The 23,093-nt window shown below is 55.5% G+C and carries 20 protein-coding genes; 6 read left to right on the top strand and 14 right to left on the bottom strand.

From position 1 onward, the window contains the following. Both ACR0B5_RS11225 and ACR0B5_RS11220 read right to left on the bottom strand, forming a co-directional pair. The gene (locus ACR0B5_RS11225) at positions 1–2,214 is read right to left on the bottom strand and encodes a TRAP transporter permease (RefSeq protein ID WP_480540413.1); all 2,214 of its coding nucleotides are present in this window, start codon (positions 2,212–2,214) and stop codon (positions 1–3) included. An 80-nt stretch (positions 2,215–2,294) separates the two neighbouring features. Then, complete coding sequence (locus tag ACR0B5_RS11220; RefSeq protein ID WP_170377124.1) at positions 2,295–3,302, bottom strand: TAXI family TRAP transporter solute-binding subunit; 1,008 nt, start codon at positions 3,300–3,302, stop codon at positions 2,295–2,297. 128 nt (positions 3,303–3,430) lie between these two features. Here ACR0B5_RS11220 and ACR0B5_RS11215 point away from each other — a divergent pair, with 128 nt between their 5' ends. Continuing rightward, positions 3,431–4,399: a LysR family transcriptional regulator gene (locus tag ACR0B5_RS11215; protein WP_480540411.1), complete on the top strand. Its 969-nt coding sequence runs from the start codon at positions 3,431–3,433 to the stop codon at positions 4,397–4,399. A 324-nt stretch (positions 4,400–4,723) separates the two neighbouring features. Here ACR0B5_RS11215 and ACR0B5_RS11210 read toward each other — a convergent pair whose 3' ends face one another. From ACR0B5_RS11210 to ACR0B5_RS11165, 10 genes are all read right to left on the bottom strand, one after another. Beyond that, positions 4,724–5,878 (bottom strand): Gfo/Idh/MocA family protein, encoded by a 1,155-nt coding sequence (locus ACR0B5_RS11210; RefSeq protein ID WP_480540409.1) that lies wholly within the window; start codon positions 5,876–5,878, stop codon positions 4,724–4,726. Continuing rightward, entirely contained in the window at positions 5,878–6,933 is a 1,056-nt protein-coding gene (locus ACR0B5_RS11205) for a sugar phosphate isomerase/epimerase family protein (RefSeq protein ID WP_170678225.1), read from the bottom strand. The genes ACR0B5_RS11210 and ACR0B5_RS11205 overlap by 1 nt, the downstream gene beginning before the upstream one ends. A 27-nt stretch (positions 6,934–6,960) precedes the next feature. Further along, positions 6,961–8,019: a LacI family DNA-binding transcriptional regulator gene (locus tag ACR0B5_RS11200; protein WP_170678223.1), complete on the bottom strand. Its 1,059-nt coding sequence runs from the start codon at positions 8,017–8,019 to the stop codon at positions 6,961–6,963. Between the two features lie 7 nt (positions 8,020–8,026). Then, the gene (locus ACR0B5_RS11195; protein ID WP_170642540.1) at positions 8,027–9,649 is read right to left on the bottom strand and encodes a dihydroxyacetone kinase subunit DhaK; all 1,623 of its coding nucleotides are present in this window, start codon (positions 9,647–9,649) and stop codon (positions 8,027–8,029) included. Between the two features lie 11 nt (positions 9,650–9,660). Beyond that, positions 9,661–10,653, bottom strand: a complete 993-nt coding sequence (locus ACR0B5_RS11190; protein ID WP_170642541.1) for an ABC transporter ATP-binding protein — start codon at positions 10,651–10,653, stop codon at positions 9,661–9,663. Further along, a complete protein-coding gene (locus ACR0B5_RS11185; protein WP_480540407.1) occupies positions 10,646–11,743 on the bottom strand; it encodes an ABC transporter ATP-binding protein in 1,098 nt (365 codons plus the stop codon). Before ACR0B5_RS11185 ends, ACR0B5_RS11190 begins: the two co-directional genes overlap by 8 nt. A 2-nt stretch (positions 11,744–11,745) precedes the next feature. Next, positions 11,746–11,934 carry a hypothetical protein gene (locus ACR0B5_RS11180; protein ID WP_155150119.1) on the bottom strand — a complete coding sequence of 63 codons (189 nt, stop codon included), beginning with the start codon at positions 11,932–11,934 and terminating at the stop codon, positions 11,746–11,748. Further along, positions 11,931–12,869, bottom strand: coding sequence for a carbohydrate ABC transporter permease (locus ACR0B5_RS11175; RefSeq protein ID WP_480540405.1), 939 nt, complete (start codon positions 12,867–12,869; stop codon positions 11,931–11,933). Before ACR0B5_RS11175 ends, ACR0B5_RS11180 begins: the two co-directional genes overlap by 4 nt. Beyond that, positions 12,866–13,813: a carbohydrate ABC transporter permease gene (locus ACR0B5_RS11170; protein ID WP_155150124.1), complete on the bottom strand. Its 948-nt coding sequence runs from the start codon at positions 13,811–13,813 to the stop codon at positions 12,866–12,868. Before ACR0B5_RS11170 ends, ACR0B5_RS11175 begins: the two co-directional genes overlap by 4 nt. A 79-nt stretch (positions 13,814–13,892) precedes the next feature. Further along, positions 13,893–15,212: an ABC transporter substrate-binding protein gene (locus ACR0B5_RS11165; protein WP_170375848.1), complete on the bottom strand. Its 1,320-nt coding sequence runs from the start codon at positions 15,210–15,212 to the stop codon at positions 13,893–13,895. Positions 15,213–15,609: 397 nt separating this feature from the next. On the opposite strand from ACR0B5_RS11165, the gene ACR0B5_RS11160 reads away from it, so the two are divergent. After that, complete coding sequence (locus ACR0B5_RS11160) at positions 15,610–16,389, top strand: MOSC domain-containing protein (RefSeq protein ID WP_480540403.1); 780 nt, start codon at positions 15,610–15,612, stop codon at positions 16,387–16,389. Between the two features lie 513 nt (positions 16,390–16,902). On the opposite strand, the gene ACR0B5_RS11155 is transcribed toward ACR0B5_RS11160, so the two are convergent. Next, positions 16,903–17,094 carry a hypothetical protein gene (locus ACR0B5_RS11155; protein WP_480540401.1) on the bottom strand — a complete coding sequence of 64 codons (192 nt, stop codon included), beginning with the start codon at positions 17,092–17,094 and terminating at the stop codon, positions 16,903–16,905. A gap of 461 nt (positions 17,095–17,555) precedes the next feature. Then, positions 17,556–17,762 carry a HupE/UreJ family protein gene (locus ACR0B5_RS11150; protein ID WP_480540399.1) on the bottom strand — a complete coding sequence of 69 codons (207 nt, stop codon included), beginning with the start codon at positions 17,760–17,762 and terminating at the stop codon, positions 17,556–17,558. 319 nt (positions 17,763–18,081) lie between these two features. On the opposite strand from ACR0B5_RS11150, the gene ACR0B5_RS11145 reads away from it, so the two are divergent. From ACR0B5_RS11145 to ACR0B5_RS11130, 4 genes are read left to right on the top strand one after another with little or no spacing between them, the layout of a single operon-like run. Beyond that, a complete protein-coding gene (locus tag ACR0B5_RS11145; RefSeq protein ID WP_480540397.1) occupies positions 18,082–19,212 on the top strand; it encodes a LacI family DNA-binding transcriptional regulator in 1,131 nt (376 codons plus the stop codon). Between the two features lie 21 nt (positions 19,213–19,233). Then, complete coding sequence (locus ACR0B5_RS11140; RefSeq protein WP_170667753.1) at positions 19,234–20,589, top strand: extracellular solute-binding protein; 1,356 nt, start codon at positions 19,234–19,236, stop codon at positions 20,587–20,589. Positions 20,590–20,647: 58 nt separating this feature from the next. After that, positions 20,648–21,883: a carbohydrate ABC transporter permease gene (locus tag ACR0B5_RS11135; protein ID WP_480540395.1), complete on the top strand. Its 1,236-nt coding sequence runs from the start codon at positions 20,648–20,650 to the stop codon at positions 21,881–21,883. Continuing rightward, positions 21,883–23,091 (top strand): carbohydrate ABC transporter permease, encoded by a 1,209-nt coding sequence (locus ACR0B5_RS11130; RefSeq protein WP_480540393.1) that lies wholly within the window; start codon positions 21,883–21,885, stop codon positions 23,089–23,091. The genes ACR0B5_RS11135 and ACR0B5_RS11130 overlap by 1 nt, the downstream gene beginning before the upstream one ends. The last annotated feature ends 2 nt before the right edge of the window (positions 23,092–23,093 follow it).

The following is a 23,093-nucleotide window of genomic DNA, read 5'->3' as shown; positions in this document are numbered from 1 at the left end:
TCAGGCCGGGGAATGGCTGCGGTTGCGCGCGATCAGTTGGGAGACAATGACCGGCGAGGCGACAGCAAGCGCAATCAGGTCAGCCGTCAGGCTGGGCGCAACAAAGATCACCCCCGCGATGGCCATCAGGATACGCGACGCAATGTTCAGCGGTTTCAGCCAGTATCCGACCACAGCTGCGGACAGGGCGATGACCCCGGCGATACAACTGGTGGCAGTGTAGGTGAATTCCCACAGGTTGAACCCGGTTGAGGACACGAACAATAGAACCGGCGCATAAACGAAGGCCATTGGCGCGATCACCTTGCCCAACCCTAGGGTAAAGGCAGAGAGACCAGTTCGGAACGGGTTGGAGTTCGCAATGGCCGCTGCCGCATAGGCCGAGGTGCAGACGGGCGGCGTGATCTCGGACACCACACCGTAATAGAGTACGAACAGGTGGCTTGCGATCGGCGGGACACCCAGCTGCGCCAGCGCGGGCTGTGCGACTGAGACCAGCATGATGTAAAGCGCAGTGGTTGGGATGCCTGCGCCCATCAGGATGCAAACAATGGCAATGAAGACCAGCGAAATGAACAGTTGCAGGTCTTCCATCGCAAACAGCTGCCAGCTGCCGAACGAGATCATATTGTACAGATCAGCGGCTAGATTGCCCGCGCCCTGAGTGACCATGAACCCGATTCGGAAGCCAATGCCGGTTGTGTTGATAACACCGACGACAATGCCGACGGCGGCAGCAGCGGCGCCCACGGCCAGCGAGTATTTCACTCCCAACTCAACCGCTTGCAGCATCTCGGGTACTTCGATGCGTTTCTGTGGGTTCAGCGTGGCGATCACCGACAAGGCACACAGGATCGCTGTCATCGTCAGATCGAACCCGCCATCCGAGAATTTCCACAGCACGAAGGCTAGGAACGCTGCGGCATAGATCAGCGTGGGCGGCTGTTTGATGCGCGACATGCCTGCGATCACTGCCAGAGAAATGCCGCAGAAGGCGGACATGAACGGCGTATATCCTGTGAACAGCACGACCAGAAGCCCGATCAGAGGTACAATGTTGGCCCAACCTTCGGCCCAGACGGCCTTTAGTTGTGGCAGTTGCTCTTTCGCCAAGCCTTGCAGGTTCAGCTTGCGTGCCATCAGGTGCACCACCGCAAAGACTCCGACATAGTGAAGGATCGCGGGGAAGATCGCGGCGATGACGATGGTGGTGTAGGGCACCTCAAGGAACTCTGCCATGATGAAGGCCGCTGCCCCCATGATCGGCGGCGTGATTTGCCCTCCGGCTGACGATGCAGCTTCGACGCCGCCCGCAAAATGGCCGGGGTACCCAAGGCGCTTCATGTTGGGAATGGTCAGCGCGCCGGTCGAAACGGTGTTGGCCACCGAAGAGCCCGAGATCGTGCCGAAGAACGCCGAGGATACCACCGACACTTTTGCCGGCCCACCGGTATAGCGGCCCGCCAAAATGGTTGCGTTGTCGATGAAGAGTTGCCCCAATCCGGTGCGCTGCGCGATCACGCCGAACAGGACGAAATGGAACACGATGGTCGAGACGACCCAGAGTGTGACGCCATAGATGCCTTCCTGCGGGAAATACATCGACGACACGAATGTTTTGAAGTTCACACCTGGATGCTGCAGCAAGCCGGGAAAGTACGGACCCAACAGGGCGTATGAGATAAACACACAAATGATCATTGGCAGCACCCAACCCAGCGTGCGGCGGGCGATGTCCAGAACCAGCAGGATGATGATTACGCCCAAAACAACGTCATAAGTGTTCGGGTTGCCCATTCGGAACGTCTGTTCCTCGATCCCCAGAAACGGAATGCCGCGCCATGCGACCCCAACATACAGCGCTGCAATGATCCCCAGCGCCATAAACACCAAGTCGTACAGGGGGATGTTGCCGATGCGGAACCGGCTGACCTTAAGCGCATAGAGGTTTTTGGAACCGATTATCGGAATTGTCGCGTAGACCAGAATGAACAGCAGGGCCAGATAGATACCCATGTGCCAATGGTCGGCGGGCAGGCCAAAACCGGCCGTGAAGAATTCGTAGAACGCAAGGATCAGGGCAACAACGCGCAGCACCTTGCCCGCGGCGGGCGTGACCTGCCGGACGGCGGCACCTTCGTCGAACTGTTCTTCGATGGCGGCCAGTTCCTCGGCCGTCAATTCGTGGTCATCAAGTTTCTGGGTCTCGGACATGATGGCCCCCCGATTTCGCATAATTCCAGAGTGCGGTGCCCCGCGCAGGGGCACCGACGACAGGTGTCAGTAAGGTACGGTTACTGAAGCAGACCGGCTTCTTTATAGAATTTCTCGGCCCCAGGATGCAGGGGTACACCCAGCGCCTCGACGCCATCCAGCGCCGTATCGGGAGTGATCTGCTTGCCTTTGGCGTGACCATTGTCCAGCAGCTTGCGGGTATTGTCGTTCCACAACGCCTTGGTCAGGCCATATACCAGTTCATCGGATAGTTCCGAGGACACCACCAGCATCGCGCTAACCGCCGGGGTCTTGGTTTCACCGTCGATACCTTCATAGACGCCACCCGGGATGGCCGAGGGGATGTATGCCGGGATGATCTCATTGATCTTCGCCATGTCTTCGTCGCTGAAGGAATGCAGGTTCATGCCCTTGGTTGACGACAGCTGCACCATTGCGGCGACCGGCCAGCCTGCAGCGTAGAAATAGGCGTCAAGCTGACCGTCAGCCAGACGCTCGGCGCTTTGGCTGTTGTTCAGCTCGGCCTCATCCATGTTGTCGCGGTTGACGCCCCATGCATCGAGCATCTGAAGCACGGCAACCTGTGTACCGGAACCGGCTTGCGCGATGCCGACACGCTTGCCTTCCAGATCGCTTAGATCGTTGATTGTCTCGCCGGCAGGCAGAACCAAGTGCAGGTCTTCGGGGAACAGGTTGGCCACGATGCGAAGATTGGGATGAGGTTTGCCCTCGAACTTACCCTCACCCAGATACATCGAGCGGGTGACGTCGGCTGCGGCCAGACCGGCCTCAAGCTCTCCGTTCTGAACGGCGGCATTGTTGAACACAGACGCGGTGGTGGATTGAGCGATAGCAATTAGCCCCGGTACGCCGCACTGGCCGCCTTCTTCGCAGGGGCGCGAACCCGGAGGGGCGGAGATTCCGTTTGCGATGGTGCCGCCAATGGGGAAGTAAGTTCCGCCTGCGCCGCCAGTGCCAATGCGGAAAAAAGTTGGGTCCTGCGCCAATGCCGGGGCGGCAAGTGCGCCTGCCAGGGCCAGTCCCGTCAAACATTTCACAAATTTCATCATCATCTCCCTTGTTGGATCGTCGGATTCGGTTTGGCCGAATTTCGATCATGCAAGCGTAGTAGCAATTTTCATAAATACAAATTTGTTATATTTCATAAAACTAAGGTTTAGTTTATAGATTAAACATGAACCTTATGCAGTTGACCGTTTTTCGCGAGGTGATGGAGACCGGCTCTATCTCTCAGACCGCCAAGAAACTGAACCGCACCCAGCCTGCGATCAGTTTGGCCTTGAAGAACCTTGAAAAGACCCTTGGCCTGACACTGTTCGAGCGTAAGGGACGGCGATTGGTCCCGGTTCCCGAAGCGCATTACCTTTTGGCCGAAACAACAGGTATTCTGGACCGCCTCGCGACGATTTCCAGTACAATGGAAGGGTTGATCAAAGGGCATTCCGGCAGCTTGAATATCGCTACAATGCCGGGTCCATCCGCTTTCTTGTTCCCGCGTTTTATCAGCCAATCAGTCGGCGAAAACCCCGAGATACGTATCACGTTGTCTACACGCAGTTCGCCTCAGATTATTGAGCTTGCGGGCACGCAGAATATTGATTTCGGCTTTGCAGACTTCGATCATTCAACCGGAAAGGAGCCTCAATATTCAACAGAACTGATCCGGGCAGATTGTTTTTGTGCCGTTGATCGTGACAGCCCGCTTGCTTCAAGCAGAACCGTATCCATTTCCGATCTCGACGGAGCGCCTATGGGGGGATTGCATGCCACGCACCCGTTCCAGCGCAAAATTCGACAAGAGTTTCAAGATGTTTCAGCTGACTACAACCCAACAGTGACCTGTCAGTACTTTCTACCCCTGATACCCTTTGTGAGCTCAGGTCAATGTTATTCGATCGTGGATCCTTTGACCGTAGCGACTGAACGAGAACTAAACCTGTCCAGCGGAAAAGTCGCGTTCGTGCCCTTCAAAAAACCGCTCAGATATGAGTACGCGCTTCTTGAGCCAGACCACCGACCACCATCTCAACTGGCTTTAAAGATCAAAGCGGGCTGGAAAGCCGAAGTTATGAAGATGTTGGCAGGGGTGAATGCCAACCCTCTCGCAACTGGGATAGATGAAACAGGAAGAGAGCAAACCTGAATGGCATTGTTTTACATACAGAAAACTGATCGGAGGGAATGCCGACTTGGATCGACTTGCGACAAGTAGACGAATTTCGGCTATGGGACCGGAACCTCCAGTTTCTTGGATCGGACCGAAGGATGGCTTTGTCCGCAAAGCAGCCTTTCGTATTTGTTCCACTGAACGGTCGTCACTCAACCAGAGATCGCTTTACATAGCAATGGTTCGGTGGCGTCCGCGGTTCGTTGTTCCGGAGTGTTCAGCTATAGGTTGCGCGCTTCGGTTTTTGGTAGATACTCACGACGCCTTCCAAGATGTATGCCCTACGCCCACAACCAGGTTTTAAGTCAAGCTAACCCAAGCCGCATTCCTTGAAGAGCTTTGCACGCATGCGGCTACAAACTTAACACCGTTGAGCCCGTCATAAACCGTTGGATAAACAACCGACGCATCAGGCGAACTCCCATTTCGGAAAACTTGGATCGCCTCAGCAGCCTCTCCATAGATATTGGCGAAACCTTCAAGGTATCCCTCGGGATGGCCCGGAGGGACTCTGCTCAAACGATTGGCAGCATCACCAGCTCCAGCACCATTTCGGGTGATCAGGCGCTTGGGTTCGTTGTATGGCGTGAACCAAAGGTAATTGGGATCTTCCTGGGCCCACTCCAGCCCACCTTTTTCGCCGTAGACCCGCAACCGAAGTGCGTTTTCATTTCCGGGAGCCACCTGAGAAGACCACAGCATTCCACGCGCTCCGCCCTCGAAGCGAAGCAAGACGTGGGCGTTGTCATCGACTTTGCGCCCCGGCACAAAGGCCTGCAAGTCCGCCGCCAGGCTTTCCGCTGTCAGCCCGGTTACAAAGCAAGCGAGGTTGTAGGCATGGGTTCCGATGTCACCGGTTGATCCACCCGCGCCCGAGCGTTCGGGATCAGTTCGCCACTCAGCCTGTTTGAAATCCTGCTGCTCGGTCAGCCAGTCCTGCGGGTACTCAACCTGAACCACACGAATCTTGCCAATATCGCCGTTGGCAACCATTTCACGCGCCTGCCGAACCATCGGATAGCCCGTGTAATTGTGGGTCAAAATGAACAGGGCATTCGCGGTTTCTGCTGCTTTGACCAGCTTTTTTGCATCGGCAAGGGTAGAGGTGAGTGGCTTGTCACAAATCACATGAATACCGCGTTTCAGAAACTCGCGCGCAGCTGCATAGTGGACGTGATTTGGCGTGACGATTGAGACCGCCTCGATTCCGGATTTCAGCCGGGCTTCGCGGATCGCCATTTGTTTGAAGTCTTCATAGACCCGTTCGAGCCCCAATGCCTGACCACTTTCCAGAGATTTCTCTGGCGTCGAAGACAAAGCACCAGCGACCAATTCAAACTTGTCGTCCAGTCGCGCGGCTATGCGATGAACGCCGCCTATGAATGCGTCGTTTCCGCCGCCAACCATGCCAAGGCGAATACGACCCGAGGTTTCTTCACTGCGTCCTGTGACCATCACTCAATCCCCAGCATTTTACGATTGGCGGCTTCGTCGGCGCCACCGTCGGCGAAATCATCAAAGGCTTTCTCGGTCACACGTATGATGTGATCTGATACGAATTGAGCGCCTTCGCGCGCGCCATCCTCGGGGTGCTTGAGACAGCATTCCCATTCGACCACAGCCCAGCCATCAAAGTCATTCGCGGCCATTTTTGAGAAGACCGCACCGAAGTCCACTTGGCCATCACCAAGCGACCGGAACCGCCCGGCCCGATCAACCCAGCTTTGATATCCGGAATAAACACCCTGCCGCCCTGTTGGGTTGAACTCGGCATCTTTGACATGGAACATCCGGATCCGGTCTTTGTAGATGTCGATATTGTCAAGATAGTCGAGGCATTGCAGGATGTAGTGCGACGGGTCGTATAGCATGCAGGCCCGTGAGTGATTTCCCGTCCGTTCCAGAAACATCTCGTACGTCACACCATCGTGGAGGTCCTCTCCGGGGTGGATTTCGTAGCAGACATCAACGCCGCAGTCTTCGGCGTGATCAAGGATCGGTACCCAACGACGAGCGAGCTCATCAAATGCCGTTTCAATCAAGCCCGCAGGACGCTGCGGCCAAGGGTAAACATAGGGCCAGGCCAAAGCGCCTGAGAATGTCGCATGTGCCGAAATGCCTAAGTTCTTTGACGCTGACAGAGCCTTTTTGACCTGATCCACTGCCCATTCTTGCCGGGCTTTCGGGTTCCCGCGAACGCTTTCGGCAGCAAAGCCATCAAACGCGCTGTCATAGGCTGGGTGAACGGCCACAAGCTGGCCCTGAAGATGCGTTGAGAGTTCGGTGACTTCGACGCCATTCTCCCTGGCTTTGCCTTTGAAGTCATCGCAATAGCCGGTGCTGGACGCGGCCTGTTCAAGGTCGAACAACCGGCCGTCCCAACTGGGGACCTGAACGCCTTTGTATCCACAATCAGCCGCCCATTTGGTGATCGCGTCCCACGAATTGAACGGTGCTTCGTCCCCCGCAAATTGCGCAAGAAACAAAGCTGGACCTTTGATCGTCTTCATAAAATTTCCTCCCCAAAACCTAAGCCTCTATGGCGGTAAATTTTCCTTTAGATAGATGTCGATACGGATACGTTCCTGCGCTTTGTTGAACGGAACCTTGTCCTTAGTTGCGCGCAATAGACGGACTGCGGAACGAACTATATGCCCGGTGTCTTGTGAGATTAAGGCGTCAAATGTGCCAAGCCTAAGCGCCTCACGACTGAGCGGAGTAAGCTCATGCGCTATGATCACCAGATCTTTGCTGAACCTGTTCTCCGAAAGAAATTGTATCAGGCCGGCATTGCCCGCTGCTGACGAGTATATTCCGACCAGATCCGGATAGGTTTCAAAGATCTCGGGCATCATCTTGTAAATCAGATCAGGGTCATCCCGGCCCTCAACCGACGCTACGACTTGGAGGTGCGGAAATTCCTCGGCCACGACAATGTCAAAGCCTTGGCGACGCTCCAGGTGGTCACGCGCCAAACGGGATCCTGTAAGAACCAAGACCTTGCCGTCGCGATGGACAAACCGCCCCATCAGCTGAGCGGCGGTTCGTCCTGCCGAAACGTTATCGATTCCCACAAAATGGTCTCGCTCAGAACTTGGCAAGTCAGATACCAAGGCAACCACCGGAACGCCTTTGTCCCTGAGCCTTTTGACAGCATCGCGGACAGAAGGCGTTTCTGGCCCAAAAACGGCGACTCCGTCTACATCCAAACTGTCGACAGCATCCAGAATGTTGACGATATCTTGCGGCTCGAACGGAGCGACCTTCTTTATCGCAATGCGGGTCCGCTCGATAAATTGGTCACGGGATTGTTCTGCGATCTGACTGCTGATTGCCTCCACAAACTCGTTGTCAGTGTCCGGCAGAACAAAGAGGAAGTTGTAAACTCGGTTTCGCGCAAGGTTGGCCGCGGCCGTATCGCGCACATAGCCCAGCTCATCAATTGCCTTTTGTACTTTCTGTACGGTTACGGCCCGCACGCCGGGGCGTCTGTTCAAGACGCGGTCAACAGTCGCGAGACTGACACCAGCGACGCGCGCGAGGTCGTTGACGGTTGGCTTTTTCACCAATTCTAGTTTTTGTTTTTGGTCTTCCACGTGTTCTTCAGCCCTCAATCTCCCGCGCCAAGCCTTCAAACAACAAAGCAACAGCCTCGGCGCCGGGATCGTTATGTCCAACTAGGTTTTCTTCGGGAACATAGGCTGCCCGGCCCGCCTTCGCACGACGAATATTTGCGGTGTTGTTCGCGCCTTCGCGGGCAGCCTCGGCCGCATGTGTCAGACCAGATGGTAGCGCGGCAAGTGCCGGCGCCAAGGCGTCAATCATTGTCCGGTCACCGACTTTGGCACCTCCGACCTGGCTGACACGGTTCAGGCCCTCGACAAGGGATTTCGGCACGGAGGCTCCGCTTGCACAGGCATCCCCGGCTGCATTGAAGAAGATCGCAAGGATCACACCTGATGACCCACCCATTGTCTGGCTCAGTTCGTTGCCCAACGCCGGAAACAGCTGCGTCAGATCGGCCAGCGGCATGCGGTCAAGGCTACCTTGCAATGCTCTTGCGGCAGTGGCCAGTGTGCTTCCTGTATCGCCATCTCCGGACTTCGCATCCAGCTCGTTTAGGGTTTTCTCGGCGTTGATCAGCAGCTTAGACAACCGGGTGATCGTTTCCTTTGTTGCGGGATTGTTCGAAGGAATTGGATCGATTGGGGTCAGGCCATCAGGCAATGGTGCTACTTTGATCGGGTCGATGGAATTGACCCCGGGCCACGCGGCCAGATCAACGGGAGCTTCAAGGGCTGACAAATCGTCCTGATCCACGGGCAGAATGGAAACCGAAAACCCGTGCATATCTAGCGATGTCATCATGGGGGCCGGGCCAATGATATGCTGGGCAATCCCGGTTTCGGACAAGGCGTGGGTGAGGACAGCCATTTCGAGCGGAGTAGTTGAACCGAGGTTGTTGACCAACGCCACGCAGTCCCCATCGCCCACTCTTTGCTGCAGCTTCTCCACCACTGTGGACATGGCCGATACCGCGTTTGAGAACTCGACTTGCTGTACGCCGGGCTCACCATGGATACCCAAGCCAAGCTCTGCCTTCCCCGGCGCGATCCTGTCTTCTTTCGGAGATCCCGGAACGGTACAGGTGTCCAGGCTCATACCGATGCTGACAACCTTTGCTATGATGCGTCTCGCTGCGGCGGTGACGGTGTCCAAATCGGCACCGCTTTCGGCAAGCGCTCCGGCGATTTTGTGAACGAACAACGTTCCCGCAACGCCACGTGGTTGCGGAAGGTCGGGCAGGGCGATGTCATCGTCGACAACGACCATCTCGACCTTGCGACCCAAAGCGCGGGCGCGTTCCGCCGCCAGTCCAAAATTCAACCGGTCACCCGTGTAATTCTTGACAATTAGCAAGCACCCAGCCTCACCCGTGACCGCAAGAATGCCGGCCAAAACCGCCTCCACCGAGGGTGAGGCGAACACTTCACCGCAAACCGCTGCCGTCAACAGACCAGCGCCAACGAAACCGGCATGGGCGGGCTCATGACCAGACCCTCCTCCGGATACCAGGGCGACCTTCGACTTGTCCCAATCCGACCGGTAAACAACCTTGATATGCGGATAGCCGTCCAGCCGAGTAAGCCGACCGCCAGAAGAGGCCAGAAGGCCGTCTATGGCCTCTGTCACCAGGGTTTCTTTTGTGTTGAGGAACTGGGCCATGCTTTTGCTCCTTAATTCACGCGCGCGCCGGACGCGTCAAAATACAACGGGTTGTTAGGACGGATTTTTATAATCTTTCCAGATGGGTAGTCCTGATGGACATCAATCAAGGTCACAACCGGGTGACCATTCAGGTCCAGGTGCAGCCGTGTTTGATCGCCCAGATGCTCGGCGCGTATCACACGCGCTTCACTACCTTCGCCTTCAATGATGTTTTCCGGGCGAAGACCAATCTGCGGGCCTTTGTGATCGCCTCCGAACAACTCAGACGGCAGGATGTTGATCCGTGGCAAACCCAACCTGCTGGCAACGTAAACACTGCCCGGGTTTTCATAGATATCCCGGGGTGTTCCGTACTGAACCAATCGGCCGTTCTCCAAAACGCCGATATGCGTCGCCATTGTCATGGCTTCGACCTGATCGTGGGTCACGTAGAGCAAGGTTGACCCCAGATCGGCCTGAATCCTCTTCAACTCGACCCGCAGATCCGCCCGTAGCTTGGCGTCCAAAGAGCTGAGCGGTTCGTCCATTAGGAAGATCTGCGGATCGCGCACCAGCGCCCGTCCGATCGACACACGCTGCATTTCGCCGCCTGACAGTTCGGTGGCTTTGTTGTCCAGCTTGTGCGGGATCTGGAGGATTTCTGAGACTTCGTTGACCTTCCTCGCGATCTCATCCTCTGGCGTCTTCAGGATCGGCGACCGCAGAGGGAAAGACAGGTTCTCGCGCACCGTCATATGCGGGTACAGCGAGTATTGCTGGAAGACCATCGCCACATCGCGCTGGGCAGGTGTATCAATTCCAACGTCACGCCCGGCAATGCGCACCGTTCCTGAATCCAGTTTCTCAAGCCCGGATATCAATCTCAGCGTCGTTGTTTTCCCCGCACCAGTCGGGCCCAACAAAACCACAAAGGCCCCGTTGGGGATCGTCATTGAGATATCATCTACCGCTTTGACGTTGCCGAATGATTTCGAGATATTCTCCAATACGACTTCAGCCATTGCTTAGTACCTCGTCGTTCAGAGCGGATCTCAAAGCACGCCCGGTAGACTCTTCAAATAGCGTTACTGCGGGAGAGCGGAACTCCAATCCCACCGTCTCGCCGGGATTAACGGTTTCGCGTGCATCAATTCGAGCTTTCAGCTCTCCGTTCGGGCTTTGCAGCGTCACGATCTGGGTAGTTCCCAGATATTCTGCCGCCAGGACCTTGGCCCGGTAAGCGCTGTCGTCTGACAGAAAAACATGCTCGGGGCGTACGCCGAAAACCAAGTCACCTTCCGCCCCTTCCATCAGTTTGGGCACGGCTTCGTCATGGCCATTCAGTCGAACCATTTCCGAGCCAGGCGCGACCTTTCCTTGAAACGGCAGGAAGTTCATCGAAGGAGACCCGATAAAGTCCGCAACGAACATCGTAGCTGGTTTGTCGTAGATTTCCTGCGGCGTGCCGAATTGCTCAATCACAGCATTGTTCATCACCACGATCTTGTCGCCCATTTGCATGGCCTCCAGCTGATCATGCGTAACGTACACAGTGGTTGCGCCCATGCGATCATGAAGCGCGCGTAGTTCTTCGGCCATATGCTCACGAAACTCGGCATCCAAGGCACCCAGCGGTTCGTCCATCATGAACGCCTTGGGTTCGCGAACAATCGCGCGACCCAGCGCCACGCGCTGCCTGTCGCCGCCTGATAGTCCACCTACCGGGCTATCGAGTATATCGTTGATGCCCAGAATTCCCGCGACTTCCTCGACTTTGGCTTTGACAGCAGCACGCGGCATACCCTGCGATATCAGCGGATAACTGATATTCTTGCGTACGTTCATGTGCGGGTACAGCGCGAACATCTGGAACACGAAGGCAATGTCCCGCTCTGACGGCGGGCGCTGGCTGATCTCTTCGCCGTCCAGATAAATCTCACCCGACGTTGGAAGCTCCAACCCTGCGATCATACGCAGGGTCGTGGTTTTTCCGCATCCGGACGGGCCCAGCAGCATGAAGAACTCGCCGTCCTCAATCGTGAACGAACTTTCGCGGACAGCCGTGAAATCGCCGAACATCTTCTTTACGTTTTTAACTACGATCTGGGCCATTTCTACTCCGGGAAATGACTGACGATGATGAACATGACGGTTCCGATCAGCGTGACGATGAAAGAGTAGGTGAAGGCCCAAAGGACAAAGGGTTGCATCAGCATGAAGACACCCAGTGCAATCAGGATGGTTGCAACCATCTCCCATGGGCCGCGGCGGAGCCGTAGTAATCCGGTCAGAAACTCGCTCATTTGCGTACGGCTCCGAATGTGATCCCTCGCAGCAAGTGTTTGCGCATCAGGATGGTGAAGATCATGACAGGGATCAGGAAGATCGTGGCACCTGCTGCCACCGCGGGCCAGTCCAAGCCGCCAATACCGATAATCGTCGGAATGAACGGAGGTGCAGTCTGCGCATTCGCGGATGTCAGCAGCACGGCAAACGCGTATTCATTCCAGGCGAAGATCAGGCAGAAGATCGCAGTTGACGCGATGCCTGTGGCGGCTTGCGGCAGCACCACTTTGTAGAAGGCCTGAAACCTCGTGTAGCCATCTATGAGGGCGGCTTCTTCGTACTCTCTGGGGATTTCGTCGATGAACCCTTTCAGCAACCAAACCGCCAGGGAGATATTCACGCCCGTGTAAAGCAGGATCATCCCGAGATGCGTGTCGCTTAAACCGAGGTTTCTGAACATCAAGAAGATTGGGATGGCAACAGCAACCGGTGGCATCATCCTTGTACTAAGAATGAAGAACAGAAGATCGTCCTTGAGCGGTACTTTAAATCGGCTGAACGCATAGGCGGCCAGCGTGCCAAGGAAGATACTCAAGAAAGTCGAGCCAAATCCGATGATAACCGAATTCATAAAGCGCTCGCCGAACTTGGATGGCCCGACAATCACCATGTCGTATTGGCGGACGATCTCATCAGCCCAGTTCTGCGGTGGGTTCGCTTCCAGAAACTCCTGCGTCTGCCGTGTACGCGTGGTGAAGAGATTGACGTAGCCTTCAAGCGTGGGGTCAAAGACCACTTTGGGCGGATAGCTGATCGCATCGGCCGGAGACTTGAAGCCAGTCAGTAAGATCCATACCAGCGGGATCATTGTGATCAGCGCATAGGTGATGACCAGAGAACCGGCGATCCACTTGGACCGGTTCGAAGGTTCAGTGACGGAAAAACTGCTCATCTCTGTTTCACCTTGTTCAGGGCTTTGACGTAGATCGACGCAAGGCCGAACACGGTGACGAAAAGGATGATCGCATAGGCTGACGCATAGCCCGTACGCCATTTCTCAAAGGCTTCGCGTTTCAGGTTGATCGAAGTGAGTTCCGTAACAGACCCCGGCCCACCGCCGGTGAGCTGAACCACCAGGTCGAACATCTTGAAGTTCTCAATGCCTCTAAACAGCACAGCGAGCATGAGGAACGGCAGAACCATCGGGATGGTAATCGTAAAGAACTGTCGCAGCTTGCTGGCTCGGTCGATTTCAGCCGCCTCGTAGATGTAGTCAGGAATGCTGCGCAGCCCAGCGAGACAGATCAGCATCACGAAGGGGGTCCACATCCACGTGTCGACAATCACAATCGCCCATGGGGCTAACGTGACTGATCCAAGCATTTCAAAGCTCGACGGGTCCTTGCCGGTGAACCAGGACACGATGTAATTGAACAGGCCGATCTGAGGCTGGTACAGGAACTTCCAGAAGTTCCCGACAACAGCCGGAGACAGCATCATCGGCAGCACGATAATCGTGGTCCAAAGATCGTTGCCCTTGAATTTCTTGTTGATCAACCACGCCAGCGCGAACCCGATCAGAACCTGGAAAAAGATCGTCCAGAATAGGAAGTGCGCCGTTGCCTGCATGTTCAGCCAGGTGTCCGAGTCCGTCAGGATACGCTCGTAATTCCTGAGCCCGACATCTTTGACTTCACGCCCGATCCGATTGGCCTTGTAGTTGGTAAAGCTCAGTTGGATGGTCCAGATCAGCGGAAAGATGTTGATCGCCAGCAATAGAAAAATCGTTGGGGAGATGAATATCCAGGCGATCGCGCGGTCGGATAGTCCCCGGATTTTTCGCGCAACTCGCTCGGGCGTTGCCTGCGCAACGCGATCTACGGTCCTGTCAGACATCTCTTTGCCAGTTCTTGTTGGTGTAGGACTCACGGGTGAAGGTGGAGCGGGATTGCACCCGCTCCTGCCTTTGTCCGGGTTACAGCTTGCCTTCGTCTTCGAAGACTTCCGTCCAATCTTCGATCAGAAGATCAAGTGCTTCTTGCGCAGTGCCTTGGTCAGCAACAACGTAGTCGTGGATGCGTTTCTGCATGGCCAGCAGAAGTTCCGCATAGGCAGGCTCTTGCCAGAAATCCTGCACACCGCCCATCGCTTCCAGGAAGTCACCGGCGAACGGTTGGCTGTCCACGAAGCCAGGATCTTCCAGCACGGAGTTATGTGCTGAGTAGCCGCCAAGCTCCCACCATTTGGCCTGAACTTCTGGCTGTGCGAACCACTTGATATACTCAAGTGCGGCGTCCTGTTTGTCAGAGTAGCTGACAACAGAGATACCTTGTCCGCCCAGTGTCGAACCTGCCTGATTTTGTGGTGGGTTCACAAAGAAGTCGATCTTGTCACCGCCGGTGTTGGGATCGGCATAGAGTCCGGGGAAGAACGCGAACCAGTTCATTGCCATGGCAACCTGACCGGATTTAAAGGCGTCCAAGCTCTCACCCATATAGGAGTTGGTATATCCCGGAGGCGTCGCCGTTTCGTAGAATTCCTTGTAGAACTCCAGAGCCTCAACCGCTTCGGGTGAGTTTACCGCGCCTTCCATGTCATATGAGCCCGGGGTGTTTTCGTATTTGAAGCCCCAAGGATACAGCGCTCCGGTCACACCCATAGTGATCCCTTCCGAGCCGCGCTCGGTAAAGATTGCGGCGCCATAGACGGTCTTGCCGTCGATCTCACGACCTTGGAAGAACTGTGCGATCTGCAACAACTCTTTCTGAGACTGAGGCTCACGGAGGTCCTGACCAGTTGCCTCTTTGTATGCGGCTTGGATGTCGGGGTTTTCGAACCAGTCCTTGCGATAGAACCAGCCGTTTGCATCGCCCATCGCAGGCAGCGCGTAGTAGTTTGGTGTACCCTTAGGCCAGGTGGAGTACGCGTAAACAGTGGCCGGCGCGAAATCGTCCATGCTGATGCCTTCAGCATCGAAGAACTCGTTCAGCTGGACATAGTGACCATTCTCAGCGCCACCGCCGATCCATTGGCTGTCACCAATCAGTAGGTCGCAGAGCTTACCCCCCGAGTTCAACTCGTTCAGCATCCGGTCCGCAAAATTTGGCCAGGGAACAAATTCGAAGTTCATCGTGTGCCCGGATTCCGCTTCGAATTCTTTCGATAGCTCAACAAGCGCGTTGGCCGGGTCCCATGCAGCCCAACAAAGCGTCAGATCTTCAGCATTTGCCTTGGTAGAAAGAGTAGTAGCGGCAAGGACTATTGCGCTGGCCGAGGCCAGTTTTGTGTAAGTCATCCATTCCTCCCTTTTTGCGCCGTCAATCGAGGATGTGCGAATCGCGGCATACTTCCAAGGCTATTTGAGGTACGCACCTCAAGTCCAGAATTTTTTGAGGTTCGTACCTCAAATAGTCAAGGAAGGTTGTTAAAACCTCTTTTTAGTCATTGATTTTATTGAATTTACTTTTTTGCGTTGATGCGCGTGTATTTTTGGCAGTTAGGATTTATGAGGCCCTGTTGACCAAAATCGGTACAGACCGCAATCACGGCAATGATGTGTCCAGAAGGTTTAGCGAACACGCTTTTGAGGCACTCACAGATTATTTGGTCGATACCTTGGAGAATTAGAGATAGCGTCAAACAGCACGGACCAAGCAGGATCGTGTATAACTCGTTTGGTCAGGTGCAGACGTATGAACACGCTCTCTATCGTCAGGTTGAACCGGTACCCAATTAAAGGTTTGAGTGCCGAGCCCATGCAAACCGTGGCGCTGCGAGCGGGGGAGGGGATTCCAGGTGATCGCCTGTTCGGGTTCGCGCGCTACAACTCCGGTTTCGACGCGCGGAACCCTCAGCCATTGCCGAAAGATCGCTTTGTTGTTTTGTTGAATGAAGCTGCGCTTGCAGGCGTTAAGACGAGTTTTGATATTGAGACCCAATTTCTTGAGATCCAGGCGAGCGGCAAAACTCACAGTTTTAGTATGCAAGCACCAGACGAACGGATGAATGCGGCAAGGTTCCTGTCTTCAGAGATCGACTTAAAAGATCCCGAACCGCCAAATTTCGTTTCGTCTGCTCCTCATCGGTTTACAGATGTGTCTGTCGTCTCACCTAAAATGATGAATGCGATATCCGTTCTGAATCTGGCGTCGGTGGAGAAATTGGGTGAAGAACTGAACGCGGAAATCCACCCAGCACGCTTCCGGGCGAATATTGAGATAGAAGGCTTACCCCCGTTTTCTGAGCTGGGCGCAGTTGGATCAGTTCTTAGATTCGGCGATGTCGAGTTAAAGATACTCTCACGTACGAAACGGTGTGCAGCCACCGAGGTGAACCCGGATACGACCGAGCGGGACTTGAAGATACCCTATCTAATTCGGAAGTTGATGGGTCATATGGACATGGGTGTCTATGTTGAGGTGGCTAAAGGCGGACAGCTGAGCGTGGGCCAAACTGGGGAAATGCTAGATTGAATACTACCCCCCCCCGGCCAAAGCAGTAACCCAAGTCGGTTTGCCCCGCGTTCTCTCAATTGATTTGTGTCTACTATTTCGCCAGTCGTTTTCTAGCTCGCCCAGCGTGGCGAATTTAACTCCCGCGAAAAACGATGCTCCAGTTGAAGCATGTTCTTGACCGAACCTAGAAGATTTGCCAACAACGTTGTTTGTCGACCTTTTTGACCTCTTCTAGGGCTTGGGAGGGAAAATGTACCTACTTTCGCTGACTACGCGAAGGAAGGTTTTTGTGCCGTGAATGGCAGTTATTTCGCGTCCGAGCTAACATAGGTGATTCAAAGTTAATGATTCAGCCGTTACTCAATGGCAGAACCTTACCAGATTCTCATAATTCCCTCATCCAGGACCTTCAACCTTGGCTCAGCAATCCTCTGAAAGCCTTTCCGCCCTGCAATTGTCATATTCTTGTTTGGTAAATGCCTTGCGCTATATCTCAAAATCCTCTGCAGACTCCTGCGCCATTTTCTGCGCTTATTCAAGCTCGCTTCTACCCACTTGATTTGGCGAGCATGCCAATTTCATCCGGAAGATATTGGCACGGTCGAATTCAGCGGAAAAATTGGCAGGCGTCTTTCCAGTGGAAGTCTGGAGCGCCGGATTTGCGCCAGCGGCAAGGAGAACTTCAAAACATCGATCAGCTCCAGCCTTAGCGGCTGAATGCAATGCGTTCGACTAATGACATTTTGTGCATCTATGTCCACATGGTGGTCATTAAGGGCTGTTATCATGTCTGCATCTTTTCGATCGGCCGCCAACGTGAGCGCGGTATAATTCAAAATTGTCACTTGCATCTAGAACGCCAGTGGGATGCAAGCTGACCAACTTCAAACACGTTTCGGAGATCGAACTAGCAAGTTCGGTGGGACCTTTGGGGATTCCGGGATAAGTCGCATTTCCCTCACTGCACGCACAATATCCGCCACCAATTTTGATGTCACAGTGATAGACGTGTCGCCACGCACACTTCGAAATTTCGGCTCGTGCGCTGCGTAGGTCCATTTAGTCCGCTGAACGTAAACACGACTCACTAAGCCCTTTGCACTCGCAGCGAATGACCACAAAGTTGACAGCATATGCAGCAACAAGGCGCAGACCATCCAGCAAACCGAATGAGAACGAAACGATCAAGGGCCAGCTTTGGACAATTGTGGCGTACCGTGATTTCGTTTGGCGATTTCGAAGGCCAAAAACACGATGGACAGTGCAAAAACAGCTTTGACCGTCTGAAAAGGCACGTGAAACTCTCTAAAAGAGACCAAAGCCAGCGTGATGCAGTGAGCAAGGGTGAGTGCGGCGATTGGTCCGACCATTCGCCAGACGTCGCGAAGCAATAAGCGCAGGGCAAAACGGACAGAACGTGCTTTAATCCCTCAAACGTATGCTCCGTTGCCAATCCGATATGTGTGGGCAACGCTGACTGGCAGGATCTGTTGCAAACTTTTGACCTTTACCGAGCATGGATTTAACCACCGCCAAAAAGACATGCCTTATCCACGCAGACGCGATTGGTCCGGACTTTATGACAAAGCCCTTCCGCATGCTCTCTAAATGTTCCGGAGCAATCCCTAAAACGTTCAAAAAATAGCCAGGTTGCACTTTTTTTAACTTTTTTGTTGCCGAAACCGGTTTCGGAACGAACAAATGGCTTCAATGACCGCGAATCTTTTATATCCACCGCGTGACCAGTCAGGTAACGCAACCGTCACGGGCCGGGTGAAACTGGACGAATTGGCGGCGCATCTGGGCTTGTCCAAAAGCACGGTTTCGCGCGCGCTTAACGGGTATCCAGATATATCGTCGGCGACTCGCGCAAGGGTTGAAAAAGCGGCTCGGGTGTTGGGATATCGGCCGCTCAGCCATGCGCAGGCGATCCGTACCGGGCAAGTTCGTGCGATAGCAATGGTTATCAACAGCGAAGAACCGGATCAGCACAATCCCTTCTTGCAGGATTTTCTGGCCGGAGCCTGCGCAGCGGCAAGCAGCCTGGACTGGACCATGACCATTTCCACGGCGACCTCCGAAAAAGACACATTGAAGGTACTGAGCCGTCTTTACGAGGAACGGAAGGCCGATGGATTCATTCTACCGCGGACAGCGGTGAAGGATGCCCGTATTGGCCTGCTGCGCAGTCTTGGGGTACCTCATATTCTGTATGGGCGCACCGGCTATGGACAACCGAACAACTGGGACGAGACTTCTTGGTTCGACATTGCCGGGGAAAGCGCAATGCGTAACGCCGTTTTGCGACTGAGCAATTTGGGGCATAAACGCATAGGCTTTGTCGGTAGCGATCCCAAGTTCAACTACGCGCATCTACGCCGCGACGGTTATGCCGAAGGATTGCATGCTGCTGGTCTGCCCTTGGATCCGGACTTGATCCAAGAGGGCGCGCGCACGCGTGAAGATGGCGCGGCGCAGGGACGGGCGCTGATGGCCTTGGATCAACCTCCGACGGCGATTGTCTTTGCGACCGATCTGGCCGCGCTGGGATTCTGCGCGGATGCGCAGGATCATGGGTTCGAGATCGGGCAGGACATCTCGGTGATTGGCTATGACGGCATTCCGGAATGCCGTTACGCGCGTCCCGCACTGACCACATTTTCCGTAGATTCCCGCGCCGCCGGTGAACGGTTGGCGACCCTACTGATCCGGCAAATCCGTGGCGAAGCGGCTGCAGACTTGCGAGAACTGGCCGAGGCCACCCTGATCGAAGGTGATTCTGACGGGCCACCAAATCTGACGTCAAACGAATTGGCGCGTAGACTAAACCATCTGACGTGAACATAACCGGGGAGGACACCGATGAAACTGACACCCAAAGCTGCGAAGCTGATGCTTGGCTCGTCACTTGCGCTGGCGCTGACAGCGCTATCCGTGCAGGCCGACACGATCCGTTTTTGGACCACCGAGGAGCAACCTGAACGTCTGGCCAAACAGCAAGAGATGGCGGACCAGTTTAAAGCCGAAACCGGCACCACGGTTGAGGTGATCCCGGTCACCGAAAGCGATCTGGGCACGCGCGCGACGGCCGCTTTTGCGGCTGGCGACCTGCCGGACGTTGTCTATCACACGCTGCAATACGCTTTGCCTTGGGCCGAGGCCGGTATTCTGGACACCGAAGCCGCGACTGAAGTGATCGAAGAACTAGGCGCTGACACTTTCGCCCCCGGTGCTTTGGCGATGGCTGCGTTCAACGACGAAACCGCCTCGGTGCCAGTCGATGGTTGGACCCAGATGGTGGTCTACCGAAAGGACCTGTTCGAAGAGGCCGGTCTGGAAGCCCCCGACAGCTTTGCCGATATTCAGGCTGCGCTTCAGGCCCTGCACAACCCGCCGGAAATGTACGGCTTTGTCTCGGCAACCAAGGTCGACGAGAACTTCATGAGCCAGGTGCTGGAGCATGTGTTCCTAGCCAATGGAGTGTCGCCTGTGGGTCCCGATGGGTTCCAGCCGCTGGACGAAGCCAAGACCACAGAGGTTCTGGATTTCTACAAAGCAATCTCCAAGGCGTCGCCTCCGGGTGAGCTTTTCTGGAAGCAATCCCGCGAGCTGTATTTTGATGGCAAGGCTGCAATGATCATCTGGTCGCCTTTCATCCTGGACGAGCTGGCAGGTCTGCGTGACAGCGCTCCGCCGACCATCAATGACGATCCGACCTCGCGCGATCTGGCCAGCAAGACTGGCATCGTGACCAAACTTTCCGGCCCGTCGAATCCCGATGGTGCGGCATGGGGGGATGTGCGATACTTCGGCATCACCAACGACGCCGATACCGATGCGGCGATGGAGTTCGTGAAATTCGCCATGGACGACGGCTACACCCAGACGCTGGCAATCGCGCCTGAGGGCAAGTTCCCGGTCCGTCGTGGCAATGCCGACAACCCGACCGCGTTCTCGGAAGCCTGGGCAGAGCTGCCTGTTGGTGTCGACCGCAAAGCGCCCCTGGGTGATCTGTACGAACAATCCATGATCGACGAGATCGTTGGCGGTCTGGATGTAGCGCAGCGCTGGGGCGTGGCCGAAGGCCAGCTTGCACTGGCATCGAAGATGATCAACAGCCAGGCCATAAACCGCGTCGTGCGCCAGTATATTGACGACGAAATCGACGCGGCCGCAGCAATCGCGGCGATGAACGAAGAGTTGGCCAAGGTTCAGTAACCACCCGGCACCTGCAGCGGCGTGCGCGCCGCTGCCCCTAAACCCTTCGAGGTAACCCATGACTTCGGCCTCCCCACCGACAGGAACCGGGGCGTTAGCCAAACGCGAGGCGCGTCTGGCCTGGACGCTGCTGGCTCCGACCATCATCAGTGTGTCGCTGGTTGTGATCCTGCCATTGCTGGCGATCTTCTGGATCAGCTTTAAACCCTTCACCCTGTCTGACCTGCGCCCGCCTGCACCGGTCGTGCGTGAAAGCCTGCGCGGATCGGGTGATGATTTGCGGATCGAATACCGCCTGCGCAACTCCAGTCAGGATATTGCGATCGATGGCGTGACAGTCCGGGATGTCCTACCCGATGGCGTGACGGCACTCGGCGACGTTGCAGCCCCCTGTGTATTGAACGGGCAAGAGCTGTTCTGCGACTTTGGTACGCTGGAAGGCGGCGAGCGCGAGCGTATTCGCATTCCCGTTGCGGTCGATGGCGACCCGGACGCCCTTGAAGATCTCGTTGAAGGGTCTGAACCAACGGTCACCGGCAGCGGCCCCAGCGTTCTGACAAACTTTGAGTTCAGCCTGGAGAACTTCGCCCGTGTGTTTGACGGCGACGAGTTCTGGGGCGTGCTTTGGGTCACCCTTTTCTACACCGTCTTCGGCACCATTGGCGCGCTGGTCATGGGCCTGTTCGCCGCCTTGCTGCTGAACAAGAGCTTCCAGGGGCAGGGGTTCATCCGGGGTCTTTACCTGTTCCCCTACGTGGCCCCCGTCATCGCCGTGGCCTTTACCTGGGTCACTTTGTTTGATCCGTTCTCGGGCTCGGCCAATGCTTTGCTGGTGCAGATGGGGCTGAGCAGCGAGCCCATCAACTTCTTCGGGGAACGTCCCCTTGCGCTGATCATGGTAACGGTGTTCGAGATCTGGCGTTACTTCCCGCTGTCTTTCCTGTTCATTTTGGCGCGGATGCAATCCATCGATAGCAGCATGTATGAGGCAGCGGATATGGATGGGGCCTCACCGTTCCAGAAGTTCTGGCTGCTGAGCATCCCGCAACTGCTGGGTATACTGTCGGTCCTGTTCCTGCTGCGCTTCATTTGGACGTTCAACAAGTTCGACGACATCTTCCTGCTGACCGGAGGCAACGCGGGCACCCGCACGCTGACTGTGAACGTCTATGAGCAGGCCTTTGCGGTGTCGAACATTGGGGCAGGTGCGGCTGTGGCCGTGGTGATCCTGATGTGCCTGATCGCCTTCAGCTTTGTCTTCTTCAAATTCATCAGCCGTGAGGAGGGTCTGTGATGCGCCAAGGGTATATCACTGGCCCGATCTTGGGTGCGCTGTGGCTGGTGGTGATTGCTACCACCATCGCGGTCACCATGTCCTTCGCCACGGGCGCGGCCTTCCGTCCCCAAGTTCTGCTGAGCCTGATCTGGGGCGCGTTGGCTGGTCTGGCATATGTCCGCTTTCCCGCTCGCCATGCCTCGGCGCGTCTGGGCGTGTCGGCCCTTTTGGGTCTGACCTGCCTGACAGGCTTTGGCCCGGTTCTGATCGGCTCGGACACAACACTGCTGGCGTTATCGGTCACCGTGGTTTCGATTGCCGTGGTCATGCATCTGTCGATCGCTGAAATCCTGAAAGAGCTTCCCTTTGGCGAATTGACCCGTCACGAGTTCGAAGACGCCGTGATCAGGTTCTGTACCGGTTTCGGTTATATCTTCTTCACGGCGATCGTGGTCATCCCCTTCTATGTGATGGTGATGACTAGCCTGAAGTCGCAGCAGGCGCTGTTGCAGAACCCGCTGGATTTCTCGCTGGATCTGGATCAGGGCTGGGCGCTGTTCCGCAGCTATACGGAACTATTCCGCGACTTCAATTTTGGCTCGTACCTGTGGACGTCCTTCTACGTCTCGGTGCTGACGGTCTTCATTACACTGGCCTTTAGCATTCCGGGGGCCTATGCGGTCGCGCGGTTCCGGTTCAAAGGGCAAAAGGCGTTCTCGCGCTCGATCTTGCTGATCTACATGGTGCCGATGATCGTTCTAGCGCTGCCGATCTATATCGCCTTCTCGCTGACCGGCCTGCGCAACTCGATCCTGGGCATCGTCATGATCTACCCGGTCACCACGATCCCGGTCGCGCTGTACATGCTGCAGGGGTATTTCCGTGGTCTCCCGACCGAGGTGGAAGAGGCCGGCCTGATGGATGGTCTCTCGCGCTTGGCGGTGATCTGGAAGATCACCCTGCCGCTCAGCCTGCCGGCTCTGGCTTCGGTGTCGCTCTATGTCTTCATGATCGCCTGGAACGAATTCCTTCTGGCTTTCATGCTGCTGGACGATCCCTCGAAATTCACTCTAACCCGAGGAGTTACAATGCTGAACTCCTCGGAAATCCCTCGCCAACACCTCATGGCTGGCGCGGTGATTGCCACTGTTCCAATCATGGCCCTGTTCCTGGGGCTTGAACGTTTCATGACCAAAGGCCTGACAGCAGGCTCGGTCAAAGGATGACA

The sequence above is a fragment of the Ruegeria sp. AG1 genome, assembly GCF_056541705.1.
This window is presented reverse-complemented; position numbering and strand designations above follow the sequence as displayed.

Coding starts and splice junctions, on each gene's coding strand:
- ACR0B5_RS11225 (WP_480540413.1), bottom strand. CDS start 2,214: ATGTCCGAGACCCAGAAACTTGATGACCACGAATTGACGGCCGAGGAA.
- ACR0B5_RS11220 (WP_170377124.1), bottom strand. CDS start 3,302: ATGAAATTTGTGAAATGTTTGACGGGACTGGCCCTGGCAGGCGCACTT.
- ACR0B5_RS11215 (WP_480540411.1), top strand. CDS start 3,431: ATGAACCTTATGCAGTTGACCGTTTTTCGCGAGGTGATGGAGACCGGC.
- ACR0B5_RS11210 (WP_480540409.1), bottom strand. CDS start 5,878: ATGGTCACAGGACGCAGTGAAGAAACCTCGGGTCGTATTCGCCTTGGC.
- ACR0B5_RS11205 (WP_170678225.1), bottom strand. CDS start 6,933: ATGAAGACGATCAAAGGTCCAGCTTTGTTTCTTGCGCAATTTGCGGGG.
- ACR0B5_RS11195 (WP_170642540.1), bottom strand. CDS start 9,649: ATGGCCCAGTTCCTCAACACAAAAGAAACCCTGGTGACAGAGGCCATA.
- ACR0B5_RS11190 (WP_170642541.1), bottom strand. CDS start 10,653: ATGGCTGAAGTCGTATTGGAGAATATCTCGAAATCATTCGGCAACGTC.
- ACR0B5_RS11185 (WP_480540407.1), bottom strand. CDS start 11,743: ATGGCCCAGATCGTAGTTAAAAACGTAAAGAAGATGTTCGGCGATTTC.
- ACR0B5_RS11180 (WP_155150119.1), bottom strand. CDS start 11,934: ATGAGCGAGTTTCTGACCGGATTACTACGGCTCCGCCGCGGCCCATGG.
- ACR0B5_RS11175 (WP_480540405.1), bottom strand. CDS start 12,869: ATGAGCAGTTTTTCCGTCACTGAACCTTCGAACCGGTCCAAGTGGATC.
- ACR0B5_RS11170 (WP_155150124.1), bottom strand. CDS start 13,813: ATGTCTGACAGGACCGTAGATCGCGTTGCGCAGGCAACGCCCGAGCGA.
- ACR0B5_RS11165 (WP_170375848.1), bottom strand. CDS start 15,212: ATGACTTACACAAAACTGGCCTCGGCCAGCGCAATAGTCCTTGCCGCT.
- ACR0B5_RS11160 (WP_480540403.1), top strand. CDS start 15,610: ATGAACACGCTCTCTATCGTCAGGTTGAACCGGTACCCAATTAAAGGT.
- ACR0B5_RS11145 (WP_480540397.1), top strand. CDS start 18,082: ATGACCGCGAATCTTTTATATCCACCGCGTGACCAGTCAGGTAACGCA.
- ACR0B5_RS11140 (WP_170667753.1), top strand. CDS start 19,234: ATGAAACTGACACCCAAAGCTGCGAAGCTGATGCTTGGCTCGTCACTT.
- ACR0B5_RS11135 (WP_480540395.1), top strand. CDS start 20,648: ATGACTTCGGCCTCCCCACCGACAGGAACCGGGGCGTTAGCCAAACGC.
- ACR0B5_RS11130 (WP_480540393.1), top strand. CDS start 21,883: ATGCGCCAAGGGTATATCACTGGCCCGATCTTGGGTGCGCTGTGGCTG.